The organism is Paraburkholderia yinzeri, assembly GCF_046581065.1.
GTDB lineage: Bacteria > Pseudomonadota > Gammaproteobacteria > Burkholderiales > Burkholderiaceae > Paraburkholderia.
The window spans coordinates 2,031,358-2,056,979 of the sequence record NZ_JBFOCJ010000001.1; the positions used below are offsets into that span (position 1 = coordinate 2,031,358).

Annotated in this window: 20 protein-coding genes, 1 tRNA gene and 2 pseudogenes; 15 read left to right on the forward strand and 8 right to left on the reverse strand. The window is 66.0% G+C overall.

Annotated features, from left to right (window positions below; translation table 11 throughout):
- Positions 1–94: 94 nt before the first annotated feature.
- The 3 genes from WJ542_RS09745 (at position 95) to WJ542_RS09755 (ending at position 2,560) form a co-directional block, all read left to right on the forward strand.
- Positions 95–1,399, forward strand: a complete 1,305-nt coding sequence (locus WJ542_RS09745) for an MFS transporter (protein WP_411189100.1) — start codon at positions 95–97, stop codon at positions 1,397–1,399.
- 100 nt (positions 1,400–1,499) lie between these two features.
- A tRNA-Ser gene (locus WJ542_RS09750) sits at positions 1,500–1,590 on the forward strand.
- A gap of 298 nt (positions 1,591–1,888) precedes the next feature.
- Positions 1,889–2,560 (forward strand): nitroreductase, encoded by a 672-nt coding sequence (locus WJ542_RS09755; protein WP_411189101.1) that lies wholly within the window; start codon positions 1,889–1,891, stop codon positions 2,558–2,560.
- Positions 2,561–2,587: 27 nt separating this feature from the next.
- Here the strand turns inward: WJ542_RS09755 and WJ542_RS09760 are convergent, their stop codons facing one another.
- The gene (locus WJ542_RS09760; RefSeq protein WP_411189102.1) at positions 2,588–3,004 is read right to left on the reverse strand and encodes an HIT family protein; all 417 of its coding nucleotides are present in this window, start codon (positions 3,002–3,004) and stop codon (positions 2,588–2,590) included.
- Between the two features lie 169 nt (positions 3,005–3,173).
- On the opposite strand from WJ542_RS09760, the gene cfa reads away from it, so the two are divergent.
- Positions 3,174–4,340, forward strand: a complete 1,167-nt coding sequence (gene cfa / locus WJ542_RS09765; RefSeq protein ID WP_411189103.1) for a cyclopropane fatty acyl phospholipid synthase — start codon at positions 3,174–3,176, stop codon at positions 4,338–4,340.
- On the opposite strand, the gene crcB is transcribed toward cfa, so the two are convergent.
- Positions 4,337–4,717: a fluoride efflux transporter CrcB gene (crcB, locus tag WJ542_RS09770; protein WP_411189104.1), complete on the reverse strand. Its 381-nt coding sequence runs from the start codon at positions 4,715–4,717 to the stop codon at positions 4,337–4,339. The genes cfa and crcB overlap by 4 nt on opposite strands.
- 140 nt (positions 4,718–4,857) lie before the next feature.
- Between crcB and WJ542_RS09775 the strand changes: the two genes are divergently transcribed.
- The 5 genes and pseudogenes from WJ542_RS09775 to WJ542_RS09795 all read left to right on the forward strand — a co-directional run.
- The gene (locus WJ542_RS09775) at positions 4,858–5,601 is read left to right on the forward strand and encodes a (Fe-S)-binding protein (protein ID WP_411189105.1); all 744 of its coding nucleotides are present in this window, start codon (positions 4,858–4,860) and stop codon (positions 5,599–5,601) included.
- Entirely contained in the window at positions 5,598–6,995 is a 1,398-nt protein-coding gene (locus WJ542_RS09780) for a lactate utilization protein B (protein WP_411189106.1), read from the forward strand. Before WJ542_RS09775 ends, WJ542_RS09780 begins: the two co-directional genes overlap by 4 nt.
- Positions 6,982–7,569: a LutC/YkgG family protein gene (locus tag WJ542_RS09785; RefSeq protein ID WP_411189107.1), complete on the forward strand. Its 588-nt coding sequence runs from the start codon at positions 6,982–6,984 to the stop codon at positions 7,567–7,569. The genes WJ542_RS09780 and WJ542_RS09785 overlap by 14 nt, the downstream gene beginning before the upstream one ends.
- Before the next feature lie 80 nt (positions 7,570–7,649).
- The gene (locus WJ542_RS09790; protein WP_411189108.1) at positions 7,650–9,740 is read left to right on the forward strand and encodes a cation:proton antiporter; all 2,091 of its coding nucleotides are present in this window, start codon (positions 7,650–7,652) and stop codon (positions 9,738–9,740) included.
- 40 nt (positions 9,741–9,780) lie between these two features.
- Positions 9,781–10,026, forward strand: a pseudogene (locus WJ542_RS09795) (hypothetical protein); the annotation flags it as partial.
- Between the two features lie 306 nt (positions 10,027–10,332).
- On the opposite strand, the gene WJ542_RS09800 reads toward WJ542_RS09795, so the two are convergent.
- The gene (locus tag WJ542_RS09800) at positions 10,333–11,721 is read right to left on the reverse strand and encodes an NYN domain-containing protein (RefSeq protein WP_411189109.1); all 1,389 of its coding nucleotides are present in this window, start codon (positions 11,719–11,721) and stop codon (positions 10,333–10,335) included.
- 322 nt (positions 11,722–12,043) lie between these two features.
- On the opposite strand from WJ542_RS09800, the gene WJ542_RS09805 reads away from it, so the two are divergent.
- Positions 12,044–13,330, forward strand: a complete 1,287-nt coding sequence (locus WJ542_RS09805; RefSeq protein WP_411189110.1) for an alkaline phosphatase family protein — start codon at positions 12,044–12,046, stop codon at positions 13,328–13,330.
- Between the two features lie 2 nt (positions 13,331–13,332).
- On the forward strand, positions 13,333–14,649 hold the full coding sequence (locus WJ542_RS09810) for a cytochrome-c peroxidase (RefSeq protein WP_411189111.1): 1,317 nt from the start codon (positions 13,333–13,335) through the stop codon (positions 14,647–14,649).
- A 42-nt stretch (positions 14,650–14,691) separates the two neighbouring features.
- Here WJ542_RS09810 and WJ542_RS09815 read toward each other — a convergent pair whose 3' ends face one another.
- Positions 14,692–15,567 carry an IclR family transcriptional regulator gene (locus tag WJ542_RS09815; protein ID WP_411189112.1) on the reverse strand — a complete coding sequence of 292 codons (876 nt, stop codon included), beginning with the start codon at positions 15,565–15,567 and terminating at the stop codon, positions 14,692–14,694.
- 121 nt (positions 15,568–15,688) lie between these two features.
- On the opposite strand from WJ542_RS09815, the gene WJ542_RS09820 reads away from it, so the two are divergent.
- A complete protein-coding gene (locus WJ542_RS09820) occupies positions 15,689–18,037 on the forward strand; it encodes a cytochrome P450/oxidoreductase (protein WP_411189113.1) in 2,349 nt (782 codons plus the stop codon).
- Positions 18,038–18,110: 73 nt separating this feature from the next.
- Entirely contained in the window at positions 18,111–19,484 is a 1,374-nt protein-coding gene (locus WJ542_RS09825) for an MFS transporter (protein ID WP_411189114.1), read from the forward strand.
- A gap of 32 nt (positions 19,485–19,516) precedes the next feature.
- Here the strand turns inward: WJ542_RS09825 and WJ542_RS09830 are convergent.
- Together WJ542_RS09830 and WJ542_RS09835 are read right to left on the reverse strand one after the other, a co-directional pair.
- Positions 19,517–20,194 (reverse strand): annotated as a pseudogene (locus WJ542_RS09830) (ferritin-like domain-containing protein); the annotation flags it as partial.
- Positions 20,195–20,236: 42 nt separating this feature from the next.
- Positions 20,237–20,854 carry a LysE/ArgO family amino acid transporter gene (locus WJ542_RS09835; protein ID WP_411189115.1) on the reverse strand — a complete coding sequence of 206 codons (618 nt, stop codon included), beginning with the start codon at positions 20,852–20,854 and terminating at the stop codon, positions 20,237–20,239.
- 115 nt (positions 20,855–20,969) lie between these two features.
- On the opposite strand from WJ542_RS09835, the gene WJ542_RS09840 reads away from it, so the two are divergent.
- The gene (locus WJ542_RS09840; protein ID WP_411189116.1) at positions 20,970–21,863 is read left to right on the forward strand and encodes a LysR family transcriptional regulator ArgP; all 894 of its coding nucleotides are present in this window, start codon (positions 20,970–20,972) and stop codon (positions 21,861–21,863) included.
- A 742-nt stretch (positions 21,864–22,605) separates the two neighbouring features.
- A complete protein-coding gene (locus WJ542_RS09845) occupies positions 22,606–23,079 on the forward strand; it encodes a DUF3331 domain-containing protein (RefSeq protein ID WP_411189117.1) in 474 nt (157 codons plus the stop codon).
- Positions 23,080–23,188: 109 nt separating this feature from the next.
- On the opposite strand, the gene WJ542_RS09850 is transcribed toward WJ542_RS09845, so the two are convergent.
- Together WJ542_RS09850 and WJ542_RS09855 are read right to left on the reverse strand one after the other, a co-directional pair.
- A complete protein-coding gene (locus tag WJ542_RS09850; protein WP_411189118.1) occupies positions 23,189–24,454 on the reverse strand; it encodes an MFS transporter in 1,266 nt (421 codons plus the stop codon).
- Entirely contained in the window at positions 24,451–25,443 is a 993-nt protein-coding gene (locus tag WJ542_RS09855; protein WP_411189119.1) for a PRC-barrel domain-containing protein, read from the reverse strand. Before WJ542_RS09855 ends, WJ542_RS09850 begins: the two co-directional genes overlap by 4 nt.
- Positions 25,444–25,622 lie beyond the last annotated feature (179 nt).

The following is a 25,622-nucleotide window of genomic DNA, read 5'->3' on the forward strand; positions in this document are numbered from 1 at the left end:
CCTCTCGCGTGCGGCGCGCACCCCGCGTGCTGCGAACGACACCCGGTTTACGGGGCGACATTCGCATCGCAAGCGGTTACGGAGACTGACTTACATGAGAGACATTCAGGCAGAGGGCCTGTACGACGGGGCGGCCGCGATGCCCGCCATGCCGTCGAACCGGCAACTCATCTTTGCGATCACGATCGGCAACGGACTCGAGTTTTTCGATCTGACTGTCTACAGCTTCTTCGCCGTGCTGCTAGGCAAGCTGTTCTTTCCCTCTGTGTCCGCGCAGCAGCAACTGCTGCTTTCGGTCGGCACGTTCGGCGTTGGCTTCGTCGCTCGGCCGATAGGCGGCGTGCTGATCGGTATCGTCGCGGACCGCTTCGGCCGCGTGCCGGCGATGAACCTTACGCTCGCGACGATGGCGATCGGCACCGGCATGGTCGGCTTGATGCCCACCTACGCGCAGATCGGCGTGCTGTCGCCGATACTGATCGTGCTCGCGCGGCTGCTTCAGGGTTTCTCGGCGGGCGGCGAGGTCGGCGTGTCGACCTCCATGCTCGCCGAGCGAGCCCCGGCGGGGCAGCGCGCGTACTACACGAGCTGGCAGTTTGCGAGCCAGGGGGCCGCAGCGCTCGTCGGGTCGCTGGTCGGCTTCCTGCTTACGCACTATTTGAGCGCCGATGCCTTGCAGACGTGGGGCTGGCGCGTGCCGTTCCTTGGCGGCGTGCTGATCGCGCCGATCGGCCTCTATCTGCGTTCGCGTTTCGGCGCGAGCGAGCGCGCGGAACGCAAGACGCGCGAATCGGCGCCGCTCGGCACGGTGCTGCGCCGCGACGGCGGGGCCGTGCTGGCCGCGCTTGGTCTCGTGATCGGCGGCACGTCCGCGCATTTCATCGTGATCTACTACATGTCGACGTACGCGATCCGGACGCTGCATCTGCCGATGGACACCGCCCTGTGGAGCGGGATCATCGCGGGTGCGGTGATGTTCGTCGTGTCGCCGGTCGGCGGGCTCCTGACCGACCGCTATTCGCGCAAGGCAATGGCGTTCTGGACACGCCTCGTGCTGACCGTGGCGATCCTGCCGGGCTTCCTGCTGGTCATTGCGTGGCCCTCGGCCGCGATGCTGTGCGCAGTGGTGGGCGTGCTGTCCGCCATGCATTCGCTGAACGCGGGCGCGACCGGCATTTTGCTGGCCGAACTGTTCCCGAAGAGCACGCGTGCGACCGCGCTTTCACTCGCTTATGCGGGGGGCGTGTCGATCTTCGGCGGCTTTGCGCAATTCATCGTGACCTGGCTGATCGGCGCGACCGGCCGGCCGACTTCGCCCGCGTGGTACGTGATCGTATGCGGGGTGCTCTCGCTCGTTGCGCTTGCGTTTACTACCGATCGCTCGCGGATCGACGGGTGAGCAGGGCGTTGTGGCATGCGCGCGATTCTGGTATCTCGGCGCGCAAGGCGACGGCCGGTTTCCCCTGCCGCCCGGACTCTGCTATAATTCGCGTCCCGCCGGAGAGATGGATGAGCGGTTTAAGTCGCACGCCTGGAAAGCGTGTATAGGTTAATAGCCTATCGGGGGTTCGAATCCCCCTCTCTCCGCCAGCGGACCTCTTGGCCATCAGGCCTGGAAACCCCACCAGATAAGGCCCTTCAGCCCACTACGACCGGACGAATTCGGGCTGCAACCAGGCGCTCCCGGCTATCGGAAGGCCAACAAACACACAATCAGCACCCACGCGCAAACAATCGTTGCACCCGCATCGATCACCGACCTCAGCAAGAACCCGGTCGCGAACGGGCAGGCGCCAGTGACCATCGGCAATCGCTCCACGCTTCGGCCATAATGAAAAAACACCGGGCATCCCGGCGTCTTTTCATAAATGGACCGAGGAGAGCGTCCTTGAAGGTCAGTGAAGCGGTCGAGAGCCGCAAATCCGTACGCCAGTTTCTACCCGATCCCGTGGACCCCGCCGTGATCCGCGCCGTGCTGCAACACGCGGCGCGCGCACCGTCGGGCGGCAATCTGCAGCCGTGGCACCTGCACGTGGTAGGCGGTGAGTCGCTCGCCACGCTCAAGGCCGTCATGGCGCAGCGCATCGAGCAGGCCCCCGAGGGCGAGCGTACCGAATACGACGTCTATCCGCGCGAGCTCTCCTCGCCGTATCGCGATCGGCGCTATCAGGTGGGCGAGGATCTCTACCGCAGCATCGGCATCGCACGCGAGGATCGTCCCGGCAGGCTGCGCCAGTTCGCGCGCAACTACGCGTTCTTCGACGCGCCGCTCGCGCTTTTTTGCAGCGTCGACCGGCAGATGGGCCCGCCGCAATGGGCCGACCTCGGCATGTTCCTGCAGACCGTCATGTTGCTGCTGCGCGAAGCGGGTCTGCATAGCTGCGCGCAGGAATGCTGGGCGCGCTACGCCCGCACGGTGGGCGAGTTTCTCTCGCTGCCGGACGCTCATATGCTGTTTTCCGGCATGGCGATCGGCTACGAAGACACTGCCGCGGCCATCAACCGGTGGCGTTCGGCACGTGCGCCGCTTCACGAATTCGCCCGGTTTTACGGCGTCTGAGCGTGCAATGCCACCGCCTCTGCTTTTTTAAAGCGCCGCCCGAATCCGCTGGGCGATTGCTTCCAGCTTTGCCATGTCGGCCATTTCACGTGCATGCGGGCGCAACGTTTCGCCTTCGCGGCGCGGGATCACGTGGAAATGGACGTGCGGCACGGTCTGGCCGGCCGCCGCGCCGTTGAATTGCGCGATCAGGAGGCCTTCCGGCGCGAGCGTCGCGCGTACCGCTATCGCCACCTTCTGGGTCATGGCGATGGCCGCCATGCCGGCTTCGACCGGGAGTTCGTAGATCTGTTCGGCCGGCGCTTTCGGCAGCACCAGCACGTGGCCGTCGGCCTGAGGCATCACGTCCATGATCGCGAGCGTGCTGTCGTCTTCGCAGACCTTGATGCAGGGGAGTTCGCCGCGCAGGATGCGCGCAAAGATATTGTTCGGATCGTAAGCCATGGGTCCTCCCGGTGGCACGCGGCTTGCATGCAGGCGTGGAAACGGTCAAGCGGCGATTATGGCGCACGGCGGCGGCGCTTGTCGGCTTTCCTGCAGGTTTTTTCGGCCAGGTGCATCATAAGAGTTCGCAAACGAGCGCGACGACGAACGTCCTGATACGGAGCACGCCATGTCTACGACCGATCTCGAAGCAGCCCATTCCGCCCGCGAGGCCACCGGTTCCGCGGCCTGGCGGTTTGCCGCCGACCTGCTGGCGCATGCCGACGTGCAGCTCAACGGCACGCGCGCGTGGGACATGCGCATCCACGACCCCCAGGTGCCGGAGCGCGTGCTCGCGCTGGGCAATCTGGGCCTTGGCGAGGCCTATATGGATGGCCAGTGGGATTGCGAGCGGCTCGACGAGTTCTTCGCGCATGTTCTGCGCGCGCATCTCGACGAGCGGATCGATCCCGCGCGGCTCGTTTTCCATGCGCTGAAGGCGCGTCTCATGAACCGCCAGACCGCGCGGCGTGCCTGGAAGGTGGGCCAGAAGCACTACGACATCGGCAACGCGTTCTACGAGACCATGCTCGACTGCCGCATGACGTACACCTGCGGTTACTGGCCGGGGGGCGCGAAGACGCTCGACGAAGCGCAGGAAGCCAAGCTTGATCTGATCTGCCGGAAACTCGGGCTCGCGCCGGGCATGCGGCTGCTCGATATCGGCTGCGGCTGGGGCAGCCTCATGCAGTTCGCCGCCGAGTACTATGGCGTGTCGTGCGTCGGCGTGACGATTTCGAAGGAACAGGCCGCGCTTGGCGCCGAACGCTGCCGGGGCCTGCCCGTCGAGTTCCGGCTGCAGGACTACCGGCTGCTCGACGAACGCTTCGACCGCGTTGCGAGCGTGGGTATGTTCGAGCACGTCGGCCCGAAGAACTACCGCACGTATATGGAGGTGGCGCACCGCTGCCTTGCCGACGACGGCATTTTCCTGCTGCACACGATCGGCAAGAACCGGCGCGAGACCACGCCCGACGCGTGGATCGACAAATACATTTTCCCCAACGGCGAGTTGCCCACCATCGGCCAGATCGCGGATGCCTCGGGCGGCCTGTTCGTCACCGAGGACCTGCACAACTTCGGCGCCGACTACGACCGCACGCTGATGGCCTGGCACGCGAACTTCGAAGCGGCCTGGCCGCGTTTCGAAGCCGAAATGGGGCAGCGGTTCTATCGCATGTGGCGTTACTACCTGCTTTCGTGCGCCGGTGCGTTCCGCGCGCGCGATATCCAGCTCTGGCAGTGGGTGCTGACGAAGAACGGGCTCCCCGGCGGCTACAAGCGTCCCGCGCTTTAACGCATCACGACCGCGACGGTGGCGATGCCGAGGATCGTCATCACCACCGAAGCGCACACGTGGATGGCGATTTCGCCGGCCGCCCAGCCGAAGCGGCCCTCCTGCAGGTGCGAGACCACTTCGGCGGAGAAGGTCGAGAAGGTGGAAAGTCCGCCCATGAGGCCCGTGATGACGAAGAGGCGCCATTCGGCCGGCACGTCGGGCATGCGCGCGAAGAACGCTACGGCCACGCCGATCACATAGCCCGCGATTACGTTGGCGGCCAGCGTGCCGAGCGGCAGCTCGGGGAAGAGCGCATTCAGGCGCAGGCCGAGTACCCAGCGCAGAAGCGAACCGAGCGCGCCGCCAATGCCGACTGCGAGTATGGACAGATACATGGTGTGAACAGGTTGTAGGCGCAAGGAAGGCCTGCGTAGCGCAGGCATTACGTCGATCCGGGAGTTTAGCATCGGGCTCCGGACACCCCGGCGGCGATCGGCAGTAAAATGGGCGCGTCCCGTCCGGTCCGAGTCGCTGCATGAAAGTCGCCCTTTTCATCCCGTGTTTCATCGACGCGTTCTACCCCGAGGTGGGGATCGCGACACTCGAACTGCTGGAGCGGTTCGGCTGCGAAGTCGACTATCCCGCCGAGCAAACCTGTTGTGGCCAGCCCATGGCCAACAGCGGCGCGCAGGCCGAGGCCGCGGGCGCGGAGCGCGTGTTCGTGCGCGCTTTCGCCGGCTACGACTATATCGTCGGCCCCTCGGCCAGTTGCGTGAACCACGTGCGCGACCACCTCACCGCCATCGAGCAGACCGACGAGGTGCGCAAGGTGCGGGCGTCCACCTACGAACTCGTCGAGTTCCTTCACGATGTGCTGGGCGTGCGCGAGTTTCCGTGGGCCGAGTTTCCGTGGCGTGTCGGCCTGCACAATAGCTGCAGCGCACTGCGGCATCTGCACGAGGCCTCGATTTCGGAGGTGGCGGGCCCCGCGTTCTCCAAGCCGCGCACGTTGCTCGAAGGCGTGAAGGGCATCGAGTTCGTGCAGCCCAAACGTCCCGACGAGTGCTGCGGCTTCGGCGGCACCTTTGCCGTGACGGAGGAGGCTGTGTCCGTGCGCATGGGGCAGGACAAGGTGGTCGATCACGTGGGCGCGGGCGCGCAGTACATCGTTTCGGGCGACATGTCGTGCCTCATGCATCAGCAGGGCTGTGCCGAGCGCATGAATGCCGACGTCCGCTTCATCCATATTGCCCAGGTGCTCAACGGAGTTCGCGAATGAAGCGCGTCGAACATGCGAAGCTGGCGAGCGGCTTTCTTGCCCATCCGGAGCACGTGAGCTTTCACGACAAGCGGCTCTGGGATCTGCGCATGAAGCGCGACGCGCAGGCGCAGGCGATTCCCGAATGGGAGACGCTGCGTACGCTCGCTTCGGCGATCAAGGGGCACACGCTCTCCCGGCTTTCCGACTACCTCGAGCAGTTCGTGAGCAACGCCGAGGCCAACGGCGTGCACGTGCATTTCGCCGATAACGCGGAGGAGCACAACGAAACCGTGTACCGGCTGCTGAGCGAGCGCGGCATGACGGGGCTCGTGAAGAGCAAGTCGATGCTCACTGACGAGTGCGAGATGCGCCCGTATCTGGAGTCGCGCGGCATCGCGGTGATGGAAACGGATCTGGGCGAGCGGATCCAGCAGCTCGATTCGCAGCCGCCCAGCCATATCGTGGTGCCGGCCGTGCACAAGCTGCGCGGCGACGTGGCGCAAGTTTTCAGCCGCACGATCGGCACGGATCCGCACAACGACGATATCCACTACCTCGCACAGAGCCAGCGCATGAACACGCGGCCCTGGTTCGTGCGCGAGAAGACGGCTGGCATGACGGGCTGCAATTTTGCCGTGGCCGAAACGGGCACCGTGGTCGTGTGCACGAACGAGGGCAACGCCGACCTGTCCGCTAACATGTCGCCGCTGCATATCGTCTCCATGGGCATCGAGAAGCTGATCCCGCGCATTTCGGACCTCGGCGTCTTTATCCGCCTGCTGTCGCGCAGCGCGCTCGGTTCGCCGATTACGCAGTACACCTCACATTTCCGCGCGCCGCGCGAGGGGGCGGAGCTGCACTTCGTCCTCGTCGACAACGGCCGCTCGGAGCGGCTCGCGATGCCCGACTTCTGGTACTCGCTCAAGTGCATCCGCTGCGGCGCGTGCATGAACACGTGCCCCGTCTACCGGCGCAGCGGCGGGCTTTCGTACGGCAGCACCTATGCGGGGCCGATCGGCGCGATCATCAATCCGACCTTCGACCTCAAGCGCTTCAGCGCGCTGCCGTTCGCTTCCACGCTCAACGGCAGCTGCACCAACGTATGCCCCGTGAAGATCAACATCCATGAGCAGATTTATCAGTGGCGCCAGGTGATCGCCGCGCGCCACGAGGTGCCCTTCGTCAAGCAGGAGGTGCTGAAGATGGCCGGGCGTCTGCTCGCGAGCCCGACACTCTATCGCGGCGCGGTGGCGTCGCTCGAAGGCGCGCTGCGGCGCTTGCCCAACTTCATGCTGTACAACCCGCTCAATATCTGGGGACGCCAGCGCGACCTGCCGCCAGCACCGCCCCTGACCTTTCATGCGTGGTACAAGAAGAACCGGCAAGGAGGCAGCGGCCATGGCCAGTCGTGAAGCGTTCATCGCGCGCGTACGCGCTGCGCAGCCGGCCGCGCTCGATCTGCCCGAGGTGCCGCTCTTCGGGACGCCCGCGGGTGACCTGCGCGAGCGTTTCGTGGCGTCGCTCGAACTGATGGGCGGCCGCGCCGTACAGGCCGCATCGGCCGATGCCGTGCTGCCCTTGATCCACGAACGCTTCGGCCCTCACGTCGAAATCGCCTCGGCGGTGCCGGAAGTGTCGGGCACGGTCACGCTCGACGCCGCGATGCCGCCGACCTGGCTCGAAAGGGTCGACGTGGGCGTCGTGCGGGCGCGCTTCGGCGTGGCGGAGACGGGCTCGGTGTGGCTCAGCGAACGCGAATACGTCGTGAACGCGCTCGGCTACATCGTTCAGCATCTGGTCGTGCTGCTCGATTTCGCGCAGATCGTCGGCGGCTTGCAGGACGCGTACCGGCGCGACGATTTTCGCCGCGCGCGCTACGCGGCGCTCGTGACCGGCCCCTCCGCGACGGCGGATATCGAAGGCGTGCTGATTCAGGGCGCGCAAGGGGTGAAATCGCTGACGGTGGTGGGGCTGCCGGCTTCGTGAGCGCGAGGGCTTCGCAAGTCGGTCCGTAGTCCGATGCAAAAGCAGCGGACGTAAAAGCAGGGCGCAACGACTGGCAGACGATGGTCATCCCGATCCTTCTCCTGAGCGGCTTTTTGCTGGCGAGCATCGCCTTCGTGCAGGCGGCGAGCGTGCGCTGGGCCATTTCCGAATCGGTGCTGCTCGCCGCGTGGGGTTTTACGCTGGGCGGCGCCTGGCTCGTGAGCGGGGAAGCGTGGCCGCATCTTGTCGCGAGCGTCGTGACGCCCGCGCTCGCGCCGCGCCTGCCGCCCGAGGCCTATCTCTGGATTTTCCTGCCGCCGCTGCTTTTTCAGGCCGCGCTCAGCGTGAACGTGCGCGAAATGCTGGGCGATGCCGCGCCCATCTTGCTGCTTGCCGTGGTGGCCGTGTTCGTCGCGACGGGCATGGTGGGCGGCGCCCTTCGCTTGACGGGACTGGGTCCGCTCGTCGACGGGCTCCTGCTGGGGGCGATGATCGCCACGACCGACCCCTCGGCCGTGCTGGCCGTATTTCGCGAAGTGGGGGCGCCGGCGCGGCTCGTGCGACTCGTGGAAGGCGAGAGCCTGCTGAACGATGCCGCCGCAATCGCCATTGCCAGCGTGCTGATCGCGGCCATCACCGGCGACGCGGCCACTGCCACGGCCGGCGCCGCGCTGCGCACGTTCGGCATCCAGTTGGGCGGCGGCCTCGTCGCGGGGGCGCTCGCCGGGCGTCTCTTCGCATGGGTGCTGCCGTGGCTTGGCGGGGAGGGCAAAGCCGAGGTGTCGCTCAGCTTCGCGCTGCCGTATCCGCTCTATCTGTTCGCCGATCAGGCGCTGCATGTGTCCGGCGTCGTCGCGGTGGTGGCGGCCGGGCTCGTGATCAGCGGCCTCGGGCGCACGCGTCTTTCGCCGCTGAACTGGCAGCATCTGCAACTGATCTGGGAACAGATCGCGGCCATGGCGGGCGCGGCGATCTTCCTGCTGGCCGCCATGCAGATCCCGGCCACGCTGCGCGACGCACGCTGGCTCGACCTCGCCGCGCTCGCCGTGGTCGTGGCCGCGGCGTTCGCAGCGCGCCTCGTGGTGGTGTTCGGCATGCTGCCGCTCCTGAGCCGCCTGCGGCTGACCGAGCCCGTGAGCGCCGCCTATCGGCTCGTCATCGCCTGGGGCGGGCTGCGCGGCGCGGTGACGCTCGTGCTCGCGCTCGGCCTCGCGCAGAACATGGCGCTACCCGAGAACACGCGCCGCTTCGTCGCCATCATCGCAACGGGCTTCGTGCTGGTGAGCCTGATCGTGAACGGCTCGTCGCTGAAGTTGCTGATCCGGCGGCTGAAGCTCGATCTGCTTTCGCCGCAGGAGGAGGCGCTGCAGCAGCAGGCCGTGCAGCTTTCGGCGATCGCGGTTTCGGAGCAGGTGCGTGCGGCGGCCCGGACGTTTCGCATCGGCGCACAGCAAGCCGACGCGGCTTGCGAGACCTATCGGCGCAGTATCGACCTCAGCGCGACCGTTTTCGATATCGAGGCGGCGCTTACCGAGCGTGAGCGTCTCGCCATCGGCCTCGTCACGCTGGCAGCGAAGGAGCGCGACCTGATCCCGCAATATGGCAGCGGGATCATCTCGATCGGCAATCTCGACGCCATGGCGCGCAATACCGAAGCGATGATCGAAGAGGCGCGCCTGCATGGCCGCGTGGGCTATCAACGTGCGGCGCGCCTGATCCTGGCGTATTCGCCAGGAATGAAGCTCGCACGCTTCGTGAGCCGCTGGCTGCACATCCAGCAGCCCTATGCCGATGCCCTCGCAGATCGCTTCGAACTCCTCATGTGTCGGCGCGTCGTGCTGCATCAGCTATTCGAATTCAATGACGCAAGCCTCAAGCCGCTGCTGGGCGAGCGCCTTTCCACACTGCTCGCGACGATCCTCAAGGCGCGCATCACGGTTCTCGAGCATGCGCTCGACGACGTGCGGCAATGCTTCGGGCACGGGGCGGACGTGCTCGAGCAACGCATGCTGCTGCTGTATGCGCTGCGCGAGGGCCGCGAGCGCATCGCGTCGATGTACGAGGACCGCTCGATTTCGAAGGAGATCTACGATTCGATTTCGCGCGAGCTCGGCGAGGCGTGGAAGATGGCCGTGCGGCGCGCGCATCCGGTGGTCGTGCCGTTGCGCTAGACTTGCTGCTCTGCGGATCGCACGGAACCCGGAGGGGCTTATGGCGCGCAAGATACTCAACGCATCGCGGCTTCAGGAGGAGGTGAGCCGACGCCTGCACAAGCTTCAGGAAGTGATCGACGATGGCGTGAAGTTCGTCGTGCCGCGGCCGCAGCTTCAGCCGGCGTACCGCACGGACTGCAACTGGACGATGAAGCACTTCGGCAATGCAGCCGGTTTCGAGGCGAGTATCGCGGATGTGCTCGCGAAAGTGCAGGCCGAGTACAACCTCGCGGCCGAGGGCGAAGAAGAGGAGGGCGAGGTGAGGCCCGATCCGTTCGGCCAAACGGCGCGGGCCGGCAAGGTGAATCCGTTTGGGGAAGCGGTGGGGTCGTCGGACAAGCCCAATCCGTTTGGCGAAGCCGCAGGTCCGGCGAAAGCATCGAACCCGTTCGGAGCGGCGAAGTCCGCCGGGGAGGCCGATCCGTTCGGTGCGGCGGAGGAGCCTGCCGCGCCGGCGCCGAAGCGGTCCGCTAATCCGTTCGGCGACGCCTGAGCCCGCTGGCGGCGCGGCATGCGCCGACCCGAGTCGGTGCCGCGTGCCGCGTTGCCGTCAGCTTGCGTCGCTGGCGGGTTTGGCGCGCGGACGGCGCGGGCGTGACGGGGCTTTCTTTGCGGCCGGCGCTTTCGGCGCTTCTACGACGCCGTCCGCTGCGGTGGCGGGAGCCGGTGCCGCGTGCTCGTCGGTCGGCGCCGCGGTCGTCTTGCGGGCCGTGCTCTTGCGGGAGGCTGTTTTGCGGGCGCGGCGCGGCGCCGGGCGGGAGGCTTCGGCGCTTTCGGGCTCGGCCTGGGCGACCTCGTCGACGGAGAACGCGGCCATCTCGTCAAACGGAGACGAAGCGGGCGCCACGTCGCCAAAGAGGGGCAGGGCCGTCTGCTCCGCATGCGCTGCGGCCTCGTCGTCGCGCGTGCCGGTGGCCGCGCCGCGCCGCGTTTCGGCCGTCTGCGCCGCGGTGCCTTCGGTAGCGCCTGCCGCACGTTCCTGCACGCCGCGCTCGTCGCGCCTTCCTTTGCCGCGGCCCTTGCCGCGACGGGGTTCTTCGCTGCGCGTGGGGGCTTCCTGCTTTTCCATGGGCACGGCGGCCTCTGCGGCGGGCGCTGCCGGCGGGTTTGTCCGCGACACATAGGTGCCCGATTTTTCGTCGCGGCCCACTTCCAGCAGGCCGCGCACCTGGGCTTCGTCGAGGAGATTGCCGAAAGCGCGGAAGCCGTAGCGCGTCTCGTTGAAATCGGGCCGGCGCCGCTTGATGGCGCTCTTGAGTACCGAGGCCCAGACTTTCCCGCTGTCGCCGCGCTCCAGCACGAGTGCGTCGAGCGTTTCGACGGCGAAGGCGATCGCCCTCGACCGGCGTTCCTCCGACTTGCGCTCTTCGCGATCGTCATTTTCGGCCTTCGGCTGGCGCTCGTCGCCGGCTTTCTGCCTGGCCTGGCCGGCGCTCTCGCGCTTCGAGGCGCTGCGCGACTGCTCGCGCACGAGATCGTCGTAGAAGATGAACTCGTCGCAGTTGGCGACGAGCAGGTCGGAGGTCGAGTTCTTCACGCCCACGCCGATCACCTTCTTCGCGTTCTCGCGCAGTTTGGATACGAGCGGCGAGAAGTCCGAGTCGCCGCTCACGATCACGAAGGTGTCCACGTGCGACTTCGTATAACAGAGGTCGAGCGCGTCGACGACGAGACGGATATCGGCGGAATTCTTGCCCGACTGGCGCACGTGGGGAATCTCGATCAACTCGAAGCTTGCCTCGTGCATGGAGGCCTTGAAGCCCTTGTAGCGGTCCCAGTCGCAATAGGCTTTTTTCACGACGATGCTGCCCTTGAGCAGGAGCCGCTCGAGCACGGGCTTGATATCGAAGCGGTCGATCTTCGCGTCGCGCACGCCGAGCGCGACGTTCTCGAAGTCGCAGAACACCGCCATGCTGACGTTTTCCTGGGGAGAGGCCATGTGATTCGTTTGTTCCCTATGCGGTACGAAACCACATGATAGCCCCTGCGCAGTGGGAGGACGTGAAACGGCTCCGGCAAGGGCGGCGCAGCGGTATGCCGCGAGACGGATAAGCGGCATATGATCATGCCGGCTTGGCGGCAAACTGATTGTGTGCGCAAGGATCGTCCGTTTTGACGATTCTCCTGTTTCACCTATGAACCAGGCCTCGATTTCACATCCACGTCACATCGGCTCCCTAATCTTGCGCCGCCTCATCCGTCACGCATGCGGCGAAAAAAACAGAACAACCCATAACGATTCGACCCACAAGAGGAATCTTATGCTCTCACGCATCCCTGGCAAAATCTGGGCACCTGTCGCCGCATTGCTTGCCGTGCTATTCGCCGCACTCTTCGTGAGCGCGTGCGGATCGTCGTCCTCGAACGTCACGGCCGGCGTGCACCAGATCCGCCACGTGTTCGTCATCACGCTCGAAAACGAAAACTACGCCACCACCTTCGGCTCCAGCACGAAGGCGCCGTACCTGGCGCAGACGCTCGCTTCGCAGGGTGCGCTCGTGCAGAACTACTACGGCACGGGCCACGTCAGCCTCGACAACTACATTTCGATGCTCAGCGGTCAGGCTCCGACACCGCAGACCGACAACGACTGCACGGCCTATGAAAACTACGCCATGACCGGCACGACGTCGGACGGTCAGGCTGTCGGCACGGGCTGCGTGTTTCCCGCGAGCATCCAGACGCTGCCCGACCAGTTGAAGGCCGCCGGCTTTACGTGGAAGGGCTACGAAGAGGACATGGGCAACGACCCGTCGCGCGAAGCGGCGACCTGCGGCCACCCCACGCTGAACACGACCGACCTCACGCAGGAAGCCGAAGCGCCGAGCGCGGCCGTGCCGCTGGGCGACCAGTACGCAACGCGTCACGACCCGTTCATGTACTTTCACTCGATCATCGATTCGCCGGACTGCCAGACGAACGTCGTGAACCTGAGCCATCTGCAGACCGACCTGCAGTCGGTCGCGACGACGGCCAACTTCAACTTCATCACGCCGAACCTCTGCGACGACGGCCACGATTCGCCTTGCGTGAACGGTCAGCCGGGCGGTCTCACGAGCGCGAACGCGTTTCTCGAGAAGTGGGTGCCGATCATCACGTCGTCGCCGGCGTTCAAGAACGACGGACTCCTGATCATCAACTTCGACGAGAGCAGCTACGCGACCGAAACGCCGAACCTGACCACCAGCCCGCCGACGCTGACGCTCACCTACTCGGGCGACACCTGCTGTAGCGAACAGCCAGGTCCGAATCTGGCGGCGTTCCCGCAGTCGTCGGTGTACGGTACGCTCCCGGCGACCGAGATTCCGGGTCTGCCGGCGTCGCTCGGCACGATCCAGCTCGTCATGACGAAGGCGAACTACGGCGGCGACCAGACCGGCGCCGTGATGATCTCGAAGTTCATCAAGCCGGGCACGGTTTCGACGGTGCCGTACAACCACTATTCGATGCTCAAGAGCATCGAGGACATCTTCGGTCTCGGCCACCTTGGCTACGCCGGGCAGGCTGGGCTCGCGAGCTTCGGTAACGACATCTACACGAACCAGTAACCATGTCCATGTCTCACGCAACCACGACGGCGCGCCGCGCCGTCAAGGCTGCGCTCGCCGCTACCGCTGCCGCGGTGGCGGCGTTTAGCGCTCCGGGCGCCGCGTACGCCCAGGCTCAGCCTGCGTCGGCAACCACGGCACAGGCCGCGAAGCCGCTTGTCCTCAGCGACACGGCGGCCCTCGGCAAGCAACTGTTCTACGATCAATCGCTCTCGGCCTCGGGGCGCATGTCGTGTGCGAGCTGTCATAGCCCCGCGCATTCGTACGGTCCTCCCAACGGACTCGCCGCCCAACTGGGCGGCCCCGATCTCCACTCGCAAGGCACGCGCGCCGTGCCTACGCTGAGCTATGTGCTCAACCGCACGCCGATCTGGACGCACGTGCAGGCGGCGAGCCTCGGCGAGCGTTTCGAGGACGACAATTCGCCGTCGGGCGGCTTCGGCTGGGATGGCCGCTTCAATCACCTGCACGACCAGGCCACGTTCCCGCTCTTCAATCCCGACGAAATGGCGAATCGCGATGCCGCTTCGGTCGTCGCGAAGCTCGCGCGCGCCCCCTACGCGGCGCGCTTCAAGCAGGTGTTCGGCGAGACGGTGTTCGATTCGCCGGAGGTGGCGTTGCGTCAGGCGATGTCGGCCGTCGAGCGTTACGAACTCGAGGAACCGGACTTTCATCCGTACACGAGCAAGTTCGACTACTACCTGGACGGCAAGGCCACGCTCACCGCGGCCGAGCTGCACGGCATGAAGCTCTTCGACGATCCGAACAGCGGCAATTGCGCGTCGTGCCATATCGACCAGCCGGGCGTCAACGGCGCACATCCGCTTTTTACGGACTTCCAGTTCGAAGCGCTGGGCGTGCCGCGCAATCCCGAGCTGCATGCGAACCGCGATCCTTCGTACTACGACGAAGGCCTATGCGGCCCGTTGCGTACCGATCTGGCGAAGGACAAGACGATGTGCGGCCTCTTCAAGACGCCGACGCTGCGCAATGTCGCGACGCGCCAGGTGTTCTTCCACAACGGGCGTTTCCACACGCTGCGCGAGGCGCTGCGCTTCTATGTGGAGCGAGACACGAATCCGGAGAAGTGGTACTCGCGCGATGCTCGCGGCCATGTCGTGAAGTTCGACGATCTGCCGCCCGATCTGCGCCACAACGTGGACACCATCGACGCGCCGCTGACCTACAAGCAGGGCGACAAGCCGGTGTGGAGCGAGCACGACATCGACGACGTGATCGCGTTCCTGAAGACGCTCAACGACGGCTACCAGCCGGGCGCGCAGCCTGCGAAAAAACCGCTGGCGCAGGCATCGCGCTGAGCGCAGCAAAGCGTGCTGAGGGCGTAAGCGCGCCAGCCGCGCTTACGCGCCCTGTACGGGCGCGTCGGCCTCGGGCAGATACCCGAGCAGGGCGCTCGCCGCGGCGGCCTCGCGGCGCAATGCCGTGCCGATGGGACCTTCGAGCGAGGCGTCGAAGCCTCCCGTCGCGCCAAGCGCGGTGAGCACGGCGCAGAGCCTGCCCGTGTGATCGAAGAGCGGCGCGGACACGGCGCTGATCCCCTTGAGATTCGTATCCCTGACCGACGCGCAGCGCATGGCCTGCACGTCGCGCCGCAACGCGCCAATCGGGTCCCGGGCATCGAGCTGCGCGCGCAGCGCAGCATCGGCCTGCGCGAGTTCTTCCTCGGCGAGGGCGAGCACGCGCTTGTCGTCGAGGAGGCCGAGAAACACGCGCCCCGTCGCGGACCACAAAAGCGGCATCACCGATCCCACCCTCGCGTTCACAATCACGGGCAGCCCCGGTTCCTCGAAACGAATGATCGTCGGCCCTTTGTTGCCCATTACAGCGACGAACGCCGTCACTTCGAGCTGTTCGCACAGACGCACGAGCGCGGGCTCCGCCACGCGCACCGGATTGGCCTGGCGCATGGCAGCCACGCCGATCATCATCGCCTCGGGCCCCAGCAGGTATTGCTGCGTGCCCGTGTCCTGCGCGACGAACCCTTCCTCGATCAGGCTTACCAGATAGCGATGCACCTTCGCGGGACTTTCGCCCACATGGGACGCGAGGCCGGTGAGGCTCGCGCGGCCGCCAAGGCGCGCGAGTCCCTTGAGCACGGCCATGCCGGTCTGTGCCGACTGCACGCGCTGGCGGCGCTCGCGCTCGGCGGGCGCCTTCGCGGTTTTGCGGGTCTTCGCGGCGTCGGACGAGGGGGAGGAAATAGGGGCGGTTTTCATGCAGCGATTCTAAGCGGCTGGACAGATAGGGCGACGCTCGCCCTCGTTGGAGGTTAACCCTTATCTTAAATTTACGCAATGCGTACTAAAGTTACGCAAAATGCAACGCGTAGGAGATGTGATGAGCAATACGACTGCGGCCCAGGCGCAGGCTCAAGTCCAGGCGGGAGGCTGTCCCTTTCCCCATCACGCCGCGAACGCCGCGCCCGCTTGCCCGGTCAGCGCGAACGCCGCCGGGTTCGACCCGTTCAGCGACGGCTACCAGCAGGACCCGCCCGAATACGTGCGCTGGGCGCGCGAGCACGAGCCGGTGTTCTACAGTCCGCAACTGGACTATTGGGTCGTGACGCGCTACGACGACATCAAGGCGATCTTTCGCGACAACCTCACGTTCAGCCCCTCGATCGCGCTCGAAAAGATCACGCCCACGGGACCGGAGGCGAACGCCGTGCTGGCCTCGTACGGTTACGCCATGAACCGCACGCTCGTGAACGAGGACGAGCCCGCGCACATGCCGCGCCGCCGCGTGCTGATGGAGCCGTTTACGCCTGAGCATCTGAAGCACCACGAACCGATGGTGCGGCATCTTACGAGCGAGTACGTGGATCGTTTCATCGACGACGGCCGCGCCGATCTCGTCGACCAGATGCTGTGGGAGGTGCCGCTCACGGTGGCCCTGCATTTTCTCGGCGTGCCGGAGGAAGACATGGACCTCCTGCGCAAGTATTCGATCGCGCACACGGTCAACACGTGGGGCAGGCCGCGTCCGGAAGAGCAGGTCGAGGTGGCGCACGCGGTGGGCAACTTCTGGCAGTTCGCGGGCAAGGTGCTCGACAAGATGCGCCAGAACCCCGACGGCCCGGGCTGGATGCAGTACGGCATCCGCAAGCAGAAAGCGCATCCGGAAATCGTCACGGACTCCTATCTGCATTCGATGATGATGGCCGGCATCGTGGCCGCGCACGAGACCACGGCGAACGCCACGGCCAATGCGATGAAGCTCCTGCTGCAACATCCGTGCGCGTGGCGCGAGCTTTGCGAAGACCCGGACCTCATTCCTGGCGCGGTCGAAGAGTGCCTGCGCCACAACGGCTCGGTGGCCGCCTGGCGGCGTCTGGTGACGAAGGACGTGCAGATTGGCGGCATCGCCATTCCGGCGGGCGCGAAGCTTTTGATCGTCACGTCGTCGGCGAACCACGACGAGCGCCATTTCGCCGATGCGGATCTGTTCGACATCCGGCGCGACAACGCGAGCGACCACGTCACGTTTGGGTACGGTTCGCACCAATGCATGGGCAAGAATCTCGCGCGCATGGAAATGCAGATCTTTGTCGAGGAGTTTACGCGGCGTCTGCCGCACATGAGGCTCGCAGATCAGGCATTCACTTACGTGCCGAACACTTCGTTCCGCGGACCGGAGCACCTTTGGGTGGAGTGGGACCCCGCGCAGAATCCGGAGCGCACGCAGCCCGCGTTGCTCGAAAAGCCGGTGAACGTTCGCATAGGTGAGCCCTCGGCGCATGCGCTCGCCCGGCCCGTGATCGTGGAGCGCGTGAGCCGCGCCACGGACGGTATCGTGCGGCTGCGCCTCGTTGCGCCCGAAGGCGGTACGTTGCCGCGCTGGGCGCCGGGCGCGCACATCGACGTCGAATGCGGCGACACCGGCGTCTCGCGCCAATATTCGCTGTGCGGCAACTCCGCCGATACGCATGCGTTCGAGATCGCCGTGCTGCGCGAAGCGCAAAGCCGCGGCGGCTCAGCGTGGATCCACGATACCGTGCGCGAGGGCATGCGGCTGAAGATCCGCGGGCCACGCAATCATTTCCGTCTGGACGAGGAAGGACGCCGGGTTATTTTCGTCGCGGGTGGCATTGGCATTACGCCCATCAGCGCGATGGCGCGGCGCGCCAAAGAACTTGGCATGGACTACGCATTGCACTACAGCGGACGTGCGCGCGCGGGGATGGCTTTCGTCGACGAACTGGTGCAGCTCCACGGCGACCGGTTGCATCTGCATGTCTCGGAAGAGGGCGCGCGCAACGATTTCGGCGCGCTTGACGTGGACGCTCACACGCGCGTCTATGCGTGCGGTCCGGCGCGCATGCTCGAAGCCCTGCAGGCAGCGAGCGGGACCTGGCCGGAAGACGCGCTGCGCGTCGAGCATTTCGCGGCGAGCGTGGGCAAGCTCGATCCAGCAAACGAGCATGCGTTCGAGGTGGAGTTGAAGGACTCGGGGCTCGTGCTCGGCGTTGCCGCTGACCAGACCGTGCTCGACGCGCTGCGCCGCGCGAACATCGACGTGCAGAGCGACTGCGAAGAAGGCCTGTGCGGCTCGTGCGAGGTGCGCGTGCTGGCGGGGGAGGTCGACCATCGCGACGTCGTGCTTACGCGCGCCGAACGCGATACGCATGCGCGCATGATGACCTGCTGCTCCCGCGCGAAGGGGCAGCGTCTGGTACTCGAACTCTGATAACGCAACGTCAATAGCGCGTAATCACGTACATAAGCGCGTACGCAAGCGGAAGAACCGTGGAGATTTTCTTATGAGCAAGACCGTGGAGGTGACCGGCGTTATCGACGAAAGCCGGTTCGGGCCATATCAACTGCTGGTGGTCGTGCTGTGCGCAATGTGTCTCGTCATGGATGGCTTCGATGTCCAGGCGATGGGCTATGTCGCGCCCGTCGTGATCCGCGAATGGGGCATTGCGAAGGAAACGCTCGCGCCGGTGTTCGGTGCAGGCCTGTTCGGCATGCTGGTGGGCTCGCTCACGTTCAGCGCGCTCGCCGACAAGATTGGCCGGCGCCCGGTGCTGATCGGTGCGACGCTGTTTTTCTCCGCTTGCATGATGGCCACGGGCTTTGCGCACTCGATCACCCAACTGATTGCGTGGCGCTTCGCGGCAGGGCTCGGGCTTGGCTGCATCATGCCCAACGCCATGGCGCTCGCCGGCGAGTACAGCCCGCGCCGCATGCGCGTGACGCTCATGATGATCGTATCGTGCGGTTTCACGCTGGGCGGCGTGCTGGGCGGGCTCATCACCGCCGCGCTGATCCCGGCCTTTGGCTGGCGCGCGGTGTTCTTCGTGGGCGGGGCGATTCCGCTGGTGATGGGCGTGCTCATGTGGCTTGCACTGCCCGAATCGATCCAGTTCCTGCTGTTCCGCCAGGGCCGCGATACGGGGACGCGCGTGCGCCGCAACCTGGCGCGCGTGGCGCCTGCGCTGGCGCTGCCGGCCGGCACCGTGTTCACGACGGCGGAGACGCGCTCGCGCGGCGTGCCGTTCGTCGAGCTCTTCAAGGAGGGCCGCGCGCGCGTGACCGTGCTGCTCTGGATCGTGAACTTCGCGAACCTGCTCGACATGTACTTCCTCTCGAACTGGCTGCCCACCGTGATCCGCGATGCCGGTTACACCACGCAGACCGCCGTGCTGGCCGGCACCGCGCTATGGGGAGGCGGCGTGATCGGCACCTTGCTGCTCGGCCGCATCATCGACCTCGCGGGCTTTACGCGCGTGCTGGCCACGACCTTCGTGATTGCCATCGTCGCGACGGCCGCGATCGGTAATCCGGCCGTGATGGTATCGGTGGCGGCGATGTTCGTCGCGATCTTCCTCACGGGTTTTTCGATCGTCGGCGGCCAGCCCGCCATCAACGCGCTCGCCGCGACCTACTATCCCACTTCGCTGCGTTCCACCGGCATTGGCTGGAGCCTTGGCATAGGCCGCATCGGCTCGGTGGTCGGTCCCGTGCTGGGTGGTGCGCTGATGCATCTGCAGTGGTCGTCGGCGTCGCTGTTCATGGCCGCGGCCGTGCCGGCCTGCGTCTCGCTCGCGGGCATCGTCGCGATTCACTACGTCAACCGCGGCGCGGCGCGCGAGACGCCGGAGGCCGGCAACGCGACGCCGCAGGTGGAGTGACCCGCGCTCGCCCAAATGCGCCGGACTTCGGACTACTGCTTTTTCTTGTCGCGCATGAATCGCAGTGCGAAGCGCATTAGCTTCGGCATCGTTTCGGGGCGCAAGAGCCGCGCGTCGTAACCGGCAAAGCGCCGGTCGTTCTCGCTCAGGCACAGGCGCATGAGTTCAGGCATACCGATGTTGACATCGGTCATCGACTGCGCACCGTTCACGGTGAAGTTATTGTCCTGGCTTTGCACGTTGCCTTCGGCATCCAGGGTGCGCGCAAGGCCAATGCGCTCCCAGCCGAGGAAGGCCCACACGGCCGCCACCTTGAGTTCGAAGTGGATCCGCCGCCACCACGAGAGGCGCGCGCGGTGCCACGCCACCCAGTTCGCGAACAGCAGGATGTGCCGGCATTCTTCCTGCATCACGGGGTCGAACGTGTCGATCAGTTCGGGCGGAACGAGCCCGGAGCGTCGCGCCACTTCGAAGAGGCCGAAGGCGAAGAAGCTGTCGACGCACTCGCTGTAGCCCGTCACCAGATACGCCCACTCCGCATCGCGCGGCCAGACATAGGGCGGCTCGCTGGCAAGCCCGATGCCGTGGGCGGCCACCATGCGCGACAGCACTTCCTTGTGGCGGCTCTCCTCCCACGCGTTGAGCGCGAGGGTGTCGCGCATGTCGCCGCCGTCGCGCGGCCGAAGCGTGGCGCGGTAGCCTGGCAATCGGCGCAATTCGCGTAACGATCAACGCGACTATTGACGTAACGATCAACGCAACTGGGCAAAAGCGATCAACAGCACCATGCCGCCGATGGCGCCGTCCAGCACGCGCCACGCGCCGGCGCGGCGAAAGAGCGGAGCGAGCGCGCGCGCTCCATAGCCGAGCCCGACGAACCAGATGGCGCTCACGCTCATGGCGCCCAGCGCGAACGCGAGCCGTCCGCCCACGGGCTCGCGGGCGCCTGCGGTGCCGATCAGCAAGAAGGTGTCCAGATAGACGTGCGGATTGAGCCACGTGAAGGCGAGCGTCATGAGCACGATGGGCCACGCACGTTGCTCGGGCGAGGCCGCGGCCGCCGTCGGGTCGAGCACCGCGTGCCCGGGGCGCACCGCGCGCCGCAGCGCGCCGATGCCGAACCAGACGAGCCACGCGAGGCCCGCATAGAGCACGAAATGGACGAAGGTGGGATAGCGCTCGACGAGCGCCGAGGCGCCCCCTACGCCCGCGGCGATCAGGACGAAGTCGGAGAGCGTGCAGAGCACAACGATCTTGGCGACGTGCGCGCGCAGAATGCCCTGGCGCAGTACGAAGGCGTTCTGCGCGCCGATGGTGACGATCAGCGAGGCGCAGAGCGCCGCGCCATGGGAAAAAGCGAGCCAGTTCATGTTGAGACCCGAGGTCGGCGAGCGACCGATTGCATGACAGGGGAAGAGGCGCTAGTCTGCGTTCGTCAGCGACATAAGAGAAGCTGATTTTCTTAAACCCGATTAAGGAACGCTAATGCTCGACTATGCGTTGCTCGACGCGCTGGCCGCGGTGGTGCGGCACGGCTCGTTCGACCGCGCGGCCGGCGCGCTCAATGTCACACCCTCCGCGGTCTCGCAGCGCGTGAAGCTGCTGGAGGAGCGCGTGGGCACGGTGCTCGTGAAGCGCGGGCAGCCGTGCGTCGCGACGGCCTCCGGCGCACTGCTGTGCCGCCATACCGAACGCGTGCAGTTGCTCGAGGCGGAGCTGGGCGGCGCGATGCCGACCTTCACGGGCGCACTCGAAAGCGCGAGGCCCACGCTGCGTGTCGCCGTCAACGACGACAGCGTGGGCACCTGGTTCATCGATGCCGTTGCGCCGTTCTGCGTGGAGCGCGACATTCTGCTCGACCTCGTGATCGACGACCAGGACCATACCGCGCAGCGTATCCGCGACGGCAGCGTGCAAGGCGCGGTCACGACGCAGGCGGAGCCGGTGCAGGGCTGCCGTTCGACGCGCCTTGGGCGCATGCGTTATCTTGCCGTGTGCTCGCCGGCGTTTTTCGAGCGTTATTTCGCGCAGGGCGTGACGCGCGAGTCGCTAAGGCGCGCGCCGTGCATCGAGTTCAATCCGAAGGATCAACTGCAAAAGCGCTTCATCCGGCGTATCACGCGCGCTCAGGTCGACGCGCCGCTGCACTGGATTCCGCACGTTGCCGGCTTTCTGCGCTGCTGCCTCTCCGGTCTCGGGTGGGGCATGTGCCCCGAGCGCATGATTGCCTCGCATCTCGCGCGCGGCGAGATGGTCGAGCTCACGCCCGGACGCGCGCTCGATGTCGACCTGTACTGGCAGAGCTGGCGTCTGTCGATTGGCTGGCTCGACGACTTTGGCGCCATGCTGCGCCGACGGTCCGCGGAATTCCTCGACTGAAGCCGGAGCGAGTGCCCGCTTCAGGATGTAATGTTTCGTACAGACTTAAGGGCAAACGGATTTTTGTATGCAGCCGTCCAATCGTCGAACTATTTCGGCAAGGACGGTTCGCCATTTCGGTGCAATCGATCCGCAATTGCACATCGTAAAACGCGAAAAGAATCATTCACGATGAATTAATCCCTCGTGAAATAGAGCGCGCTCTCAAATGGCTTTGTTGTAAGCTTCGCGTTTCCTGCCACACGGCAATTGCATGCGGTTTCCACTGATGTTTGATACGTGAAATCCGCCCTCCGGGACGCTCCCGCATACTATTGCGTTTCATTGATCGGTCATCATTCGGCGCGAATATGCAGGTGAGGTCGTGTGACGCAGGAGTACCTGCGGATGCCTGTGCTGTATTGATATGCGTCAACGGGCCGCAGCGGGTGCAGACCTGTTTGGCTGATGGGGCAGTCCTTCTGCCACGGGACTTCAAGCGGATTTGCCGGTTATTTTTTCCGTGCCGGCAATGACAAAGATCGTCAAATCGGCAAAAAAGTTGCGGAAAGTAAAGAAACTATTGGTGTATCGACTCAGTCGGATTGTAAGCTTGGCCGTCTCATTGTTTTGCGTTTCGGATTATCGTGTGAAAATTGAGTTTTTCCTGTGGATTACGAGATGGACACGCTATAATCCCGACGTGGCAGAGTGCTTATTCGACCGGCATATTTGAATCGTTTCCGCGTGCACGAGGTGCATTATGACGAAATTAGATACCGGCAGCGTCTGGCAACAAACCGTCAGTCTTCTGTCCGCGGCTAGTGAGCCCTTGCTTCTGGCGGGCGAGCTGGAGAGCAGCAGGAGCTGCAGACCGGTACCCATCACACGCGGTGCTTCGGAGGCGGCCAATCGGCGCCGCGCTACCGTGCGTTCGTGGGATGCGCAGGGCATTACCTTGATCCGGCGTCATGATCCGGAAAGCATTACGGTCTGCTGGAGCGACGCCACTTACGGCCGCTATTCCGACCAGCTTTGGCGCGTGTGCACGGCAAGGCGCAGTTCGGTTTGCGCGCTGACCGGTGAGAAGATCCGCCGCGGCGACGCGGTGTTCCGGCCAAGTCCCAATCGCCGCCATCGCCCGGCCAATGCCGACGCGATGATCCTCGCCAGCAAGATCGACAACCTGCCGAGCAGCGTGGTTGCGGCGCGTCTGGACGAGGCGCTGGCAGCGTAGGTCGTCTAACAGGGTTTTTCATGCAGAACGGGCACCGGCCTGAACCTTGAGGTTCGGGCCGGTGCCCGTTTTTGCGTGGATGTCCGCGGCGTCCGGGGCGCGCCGGCGCTCAGACGGCCACGTCGCCGGCCTTTTCTTCTTCCATCGCGTCGCGCGTCTCCGGCATGGCGAGCCAGACCAGCAGCACGGCGAGGGCGCCTGCGGCAGCGAGACCCATGAAGCTCACCGTATTGCCGAAGTGATCGGCGACAAAGCCGGCCACAGCCGTCGAGAGCGTCGCGCCGATCCCCGCCGAGAGCCCGAAGAGCCCGATACAGAGGTTGTAGCGCCCCTTGCCGCCGGCCACGTCGGCGGCGATGAGCGGCAGCATCACGCCGAACACGGCCGCGGAAAGCCCGTCGAGCATCTGCACCGGCACGAGGAAGTACGGGTTGCCCACCGCCGCGAACAGCAGCGCCCGCACCGGCAGCGCCGAAAAGCCGAGGATCAGCACCGGCCGGCGGCCCCAGCGCTGGGCGGTGCGGCCCACCCACGGCGACATCAGCGCGACGATGGCTTGCGGCACGATGATGCACGCCGCAATCACGAGCTGGACGTTGTCGCCCATGCCGGCCGTGACTTCGCCGGCGGCGAGGTTCAGCATCGCGGCGTTCGAGAGGTGGAACAGCACGACGCAGGCCGCGAACGCCAGCATGCGCTTGTCGCGCAGCAGGTCGAGGATGGTCTCGCGCGGCTCGCCGGCGGGCGGGGCAGCGGGCTTGCGCGCGCCGGATGCGGCCAGGTTCGCGCCGGGGCCCCGACGGTCGTACTCGATCATCGCCAGCGCGACGAGCGCGGGCAGGGCAAGCGCCGCGGTCAGCCAGAACACGGCGCGCGGCGAGACGTACTCGCCGCACAGGCCCATGAGGCCGGCCGCCACCGCGCTGCCGATCGACGCCCAGCGGGCGTTGCGTCCAAGCCGGTCGCCGAGGTTCTGGCGGCCCACCAGCATGAGCGCGAGCGCGGCCATGGCCGGCGTGAGCATGCAGCTCGCGAAGCCGTGGAAGACCTCGGCCGCCATCACCGGAATGACCGTCGGGCTGACGGCGAGCAGCGTTGCCGAAAGGATGATCGCGACGATCGCCCAGGCGGCCGCGGCCTTCTTGTTGCGCAAGGCATCGACGGCGGCGCCGCCCGGCACCTGGCTCACCATTGCGCTGACCGTGCCCACCGAGAGCGCGAGGCCGATCTCGCCCTGGGTCCATTTGTGCGATGCAAGATAGGACGCGATGAACGGCCCGAAGCCCGTCTGCACGTTCGCGACGAAGAAGTTCAGCCAGTCGAGCGCTCGCAGACTTCGCGTGCTGGCCATCGTGCGCAGCGTGCCGCCCGTCATTTGGCACCGTGCGCGGAAGCCGCAGAGGCGGCGGCGGGCGCGGGCGGCGCAGCGGGGGTCACCGCGCGCACGGGCTGGCCGTTCTCGTATTCGGGCGAGGCTTCCACCTGCTGGTCGCTCATATCGAGCTGGGCGGTCAGCTCGTTGTTCTTCGTGACGAAGTGCAGCGCCGACCATTCGGCCGCGATCGTATGACGTTTTTCCAGCGTGCCGCTTACGTCGAGCACGATGGCGAGCGGATCCGCGCTGCCGTCGAGGAGCACGTCCACCACGCGGCCGACCTTGGCGCCGTTGGTGCGTTCGACGGTCGCGTCGAGCATCGGCAGGCGCGTCGGACTCGGCTCGCCCGCGGCGGGCGGCGTGACGCCGGCCCCGGTACCCGAGCGGGGCCGCTCCGGTACGGGCTGCTGGCCCGGTCCCAGCGCGAGCGTGATGGCGGGGGAGGTCGGCTGCGTGTTCACGCGCACGACGCTCCACGGGAAGACGGCCTTGCGGTCGCCCACGCCCATGAAGCCTTGCAGGTTCACGACCACTTCCGTGGGCTTGCCGTCGGGGCCGGTCACGAGGTCGACCGCGCGGCCGACCACCTTGCCGTCGGTTTTCTGGACGGCACTGTCGAGCAGCGTGCGGAAGCTGCCGCGCTCGATCGTGCGCAGGGAGACGATCGGTGCGGGCCCGCTCGCCACCGGCGCGCTGGCCGGAGCGGGCGGCGGCGGGGCCGGGCGGCGGCGCCGGATCGGCGCGGGGTGCGGCTTCCTCTGCGTAGGTTTCGCCTCGGCGGTTTCCTCGGGCACGCTCGCCGCTTCGGGTGCCGACGCTTCTTCGGGTTCGCTCGCGGGCGCTTCGGGCTCGCTTGCCGCAACGGGGGCTTCAGGCTCGGGGGGCGGCGCGGCGGGGCGGAACAGACTGCAGCCCGAGAGCATGAGCAGGACCAGCAGGGGCAGGGCGTACGGGAGGGCTGCAACGGGACGTGCGAAACCGCCTCTCATCAACGGGAACTCCTTGAAGCGGCCGGCGCCCTTGGCGCGCGGCGGGGAAAACCGGGTCGGGTGCGTGAGAGTTTAACCCGCGCGGGTCCGCATCCCGTGCAATTGAGCATTGCGGCCGGCAACGCGGCCCGGTGCGGGCGGGATTTCCAGGCCGGTGAGCGAGGGGCGGGGTGACCCGG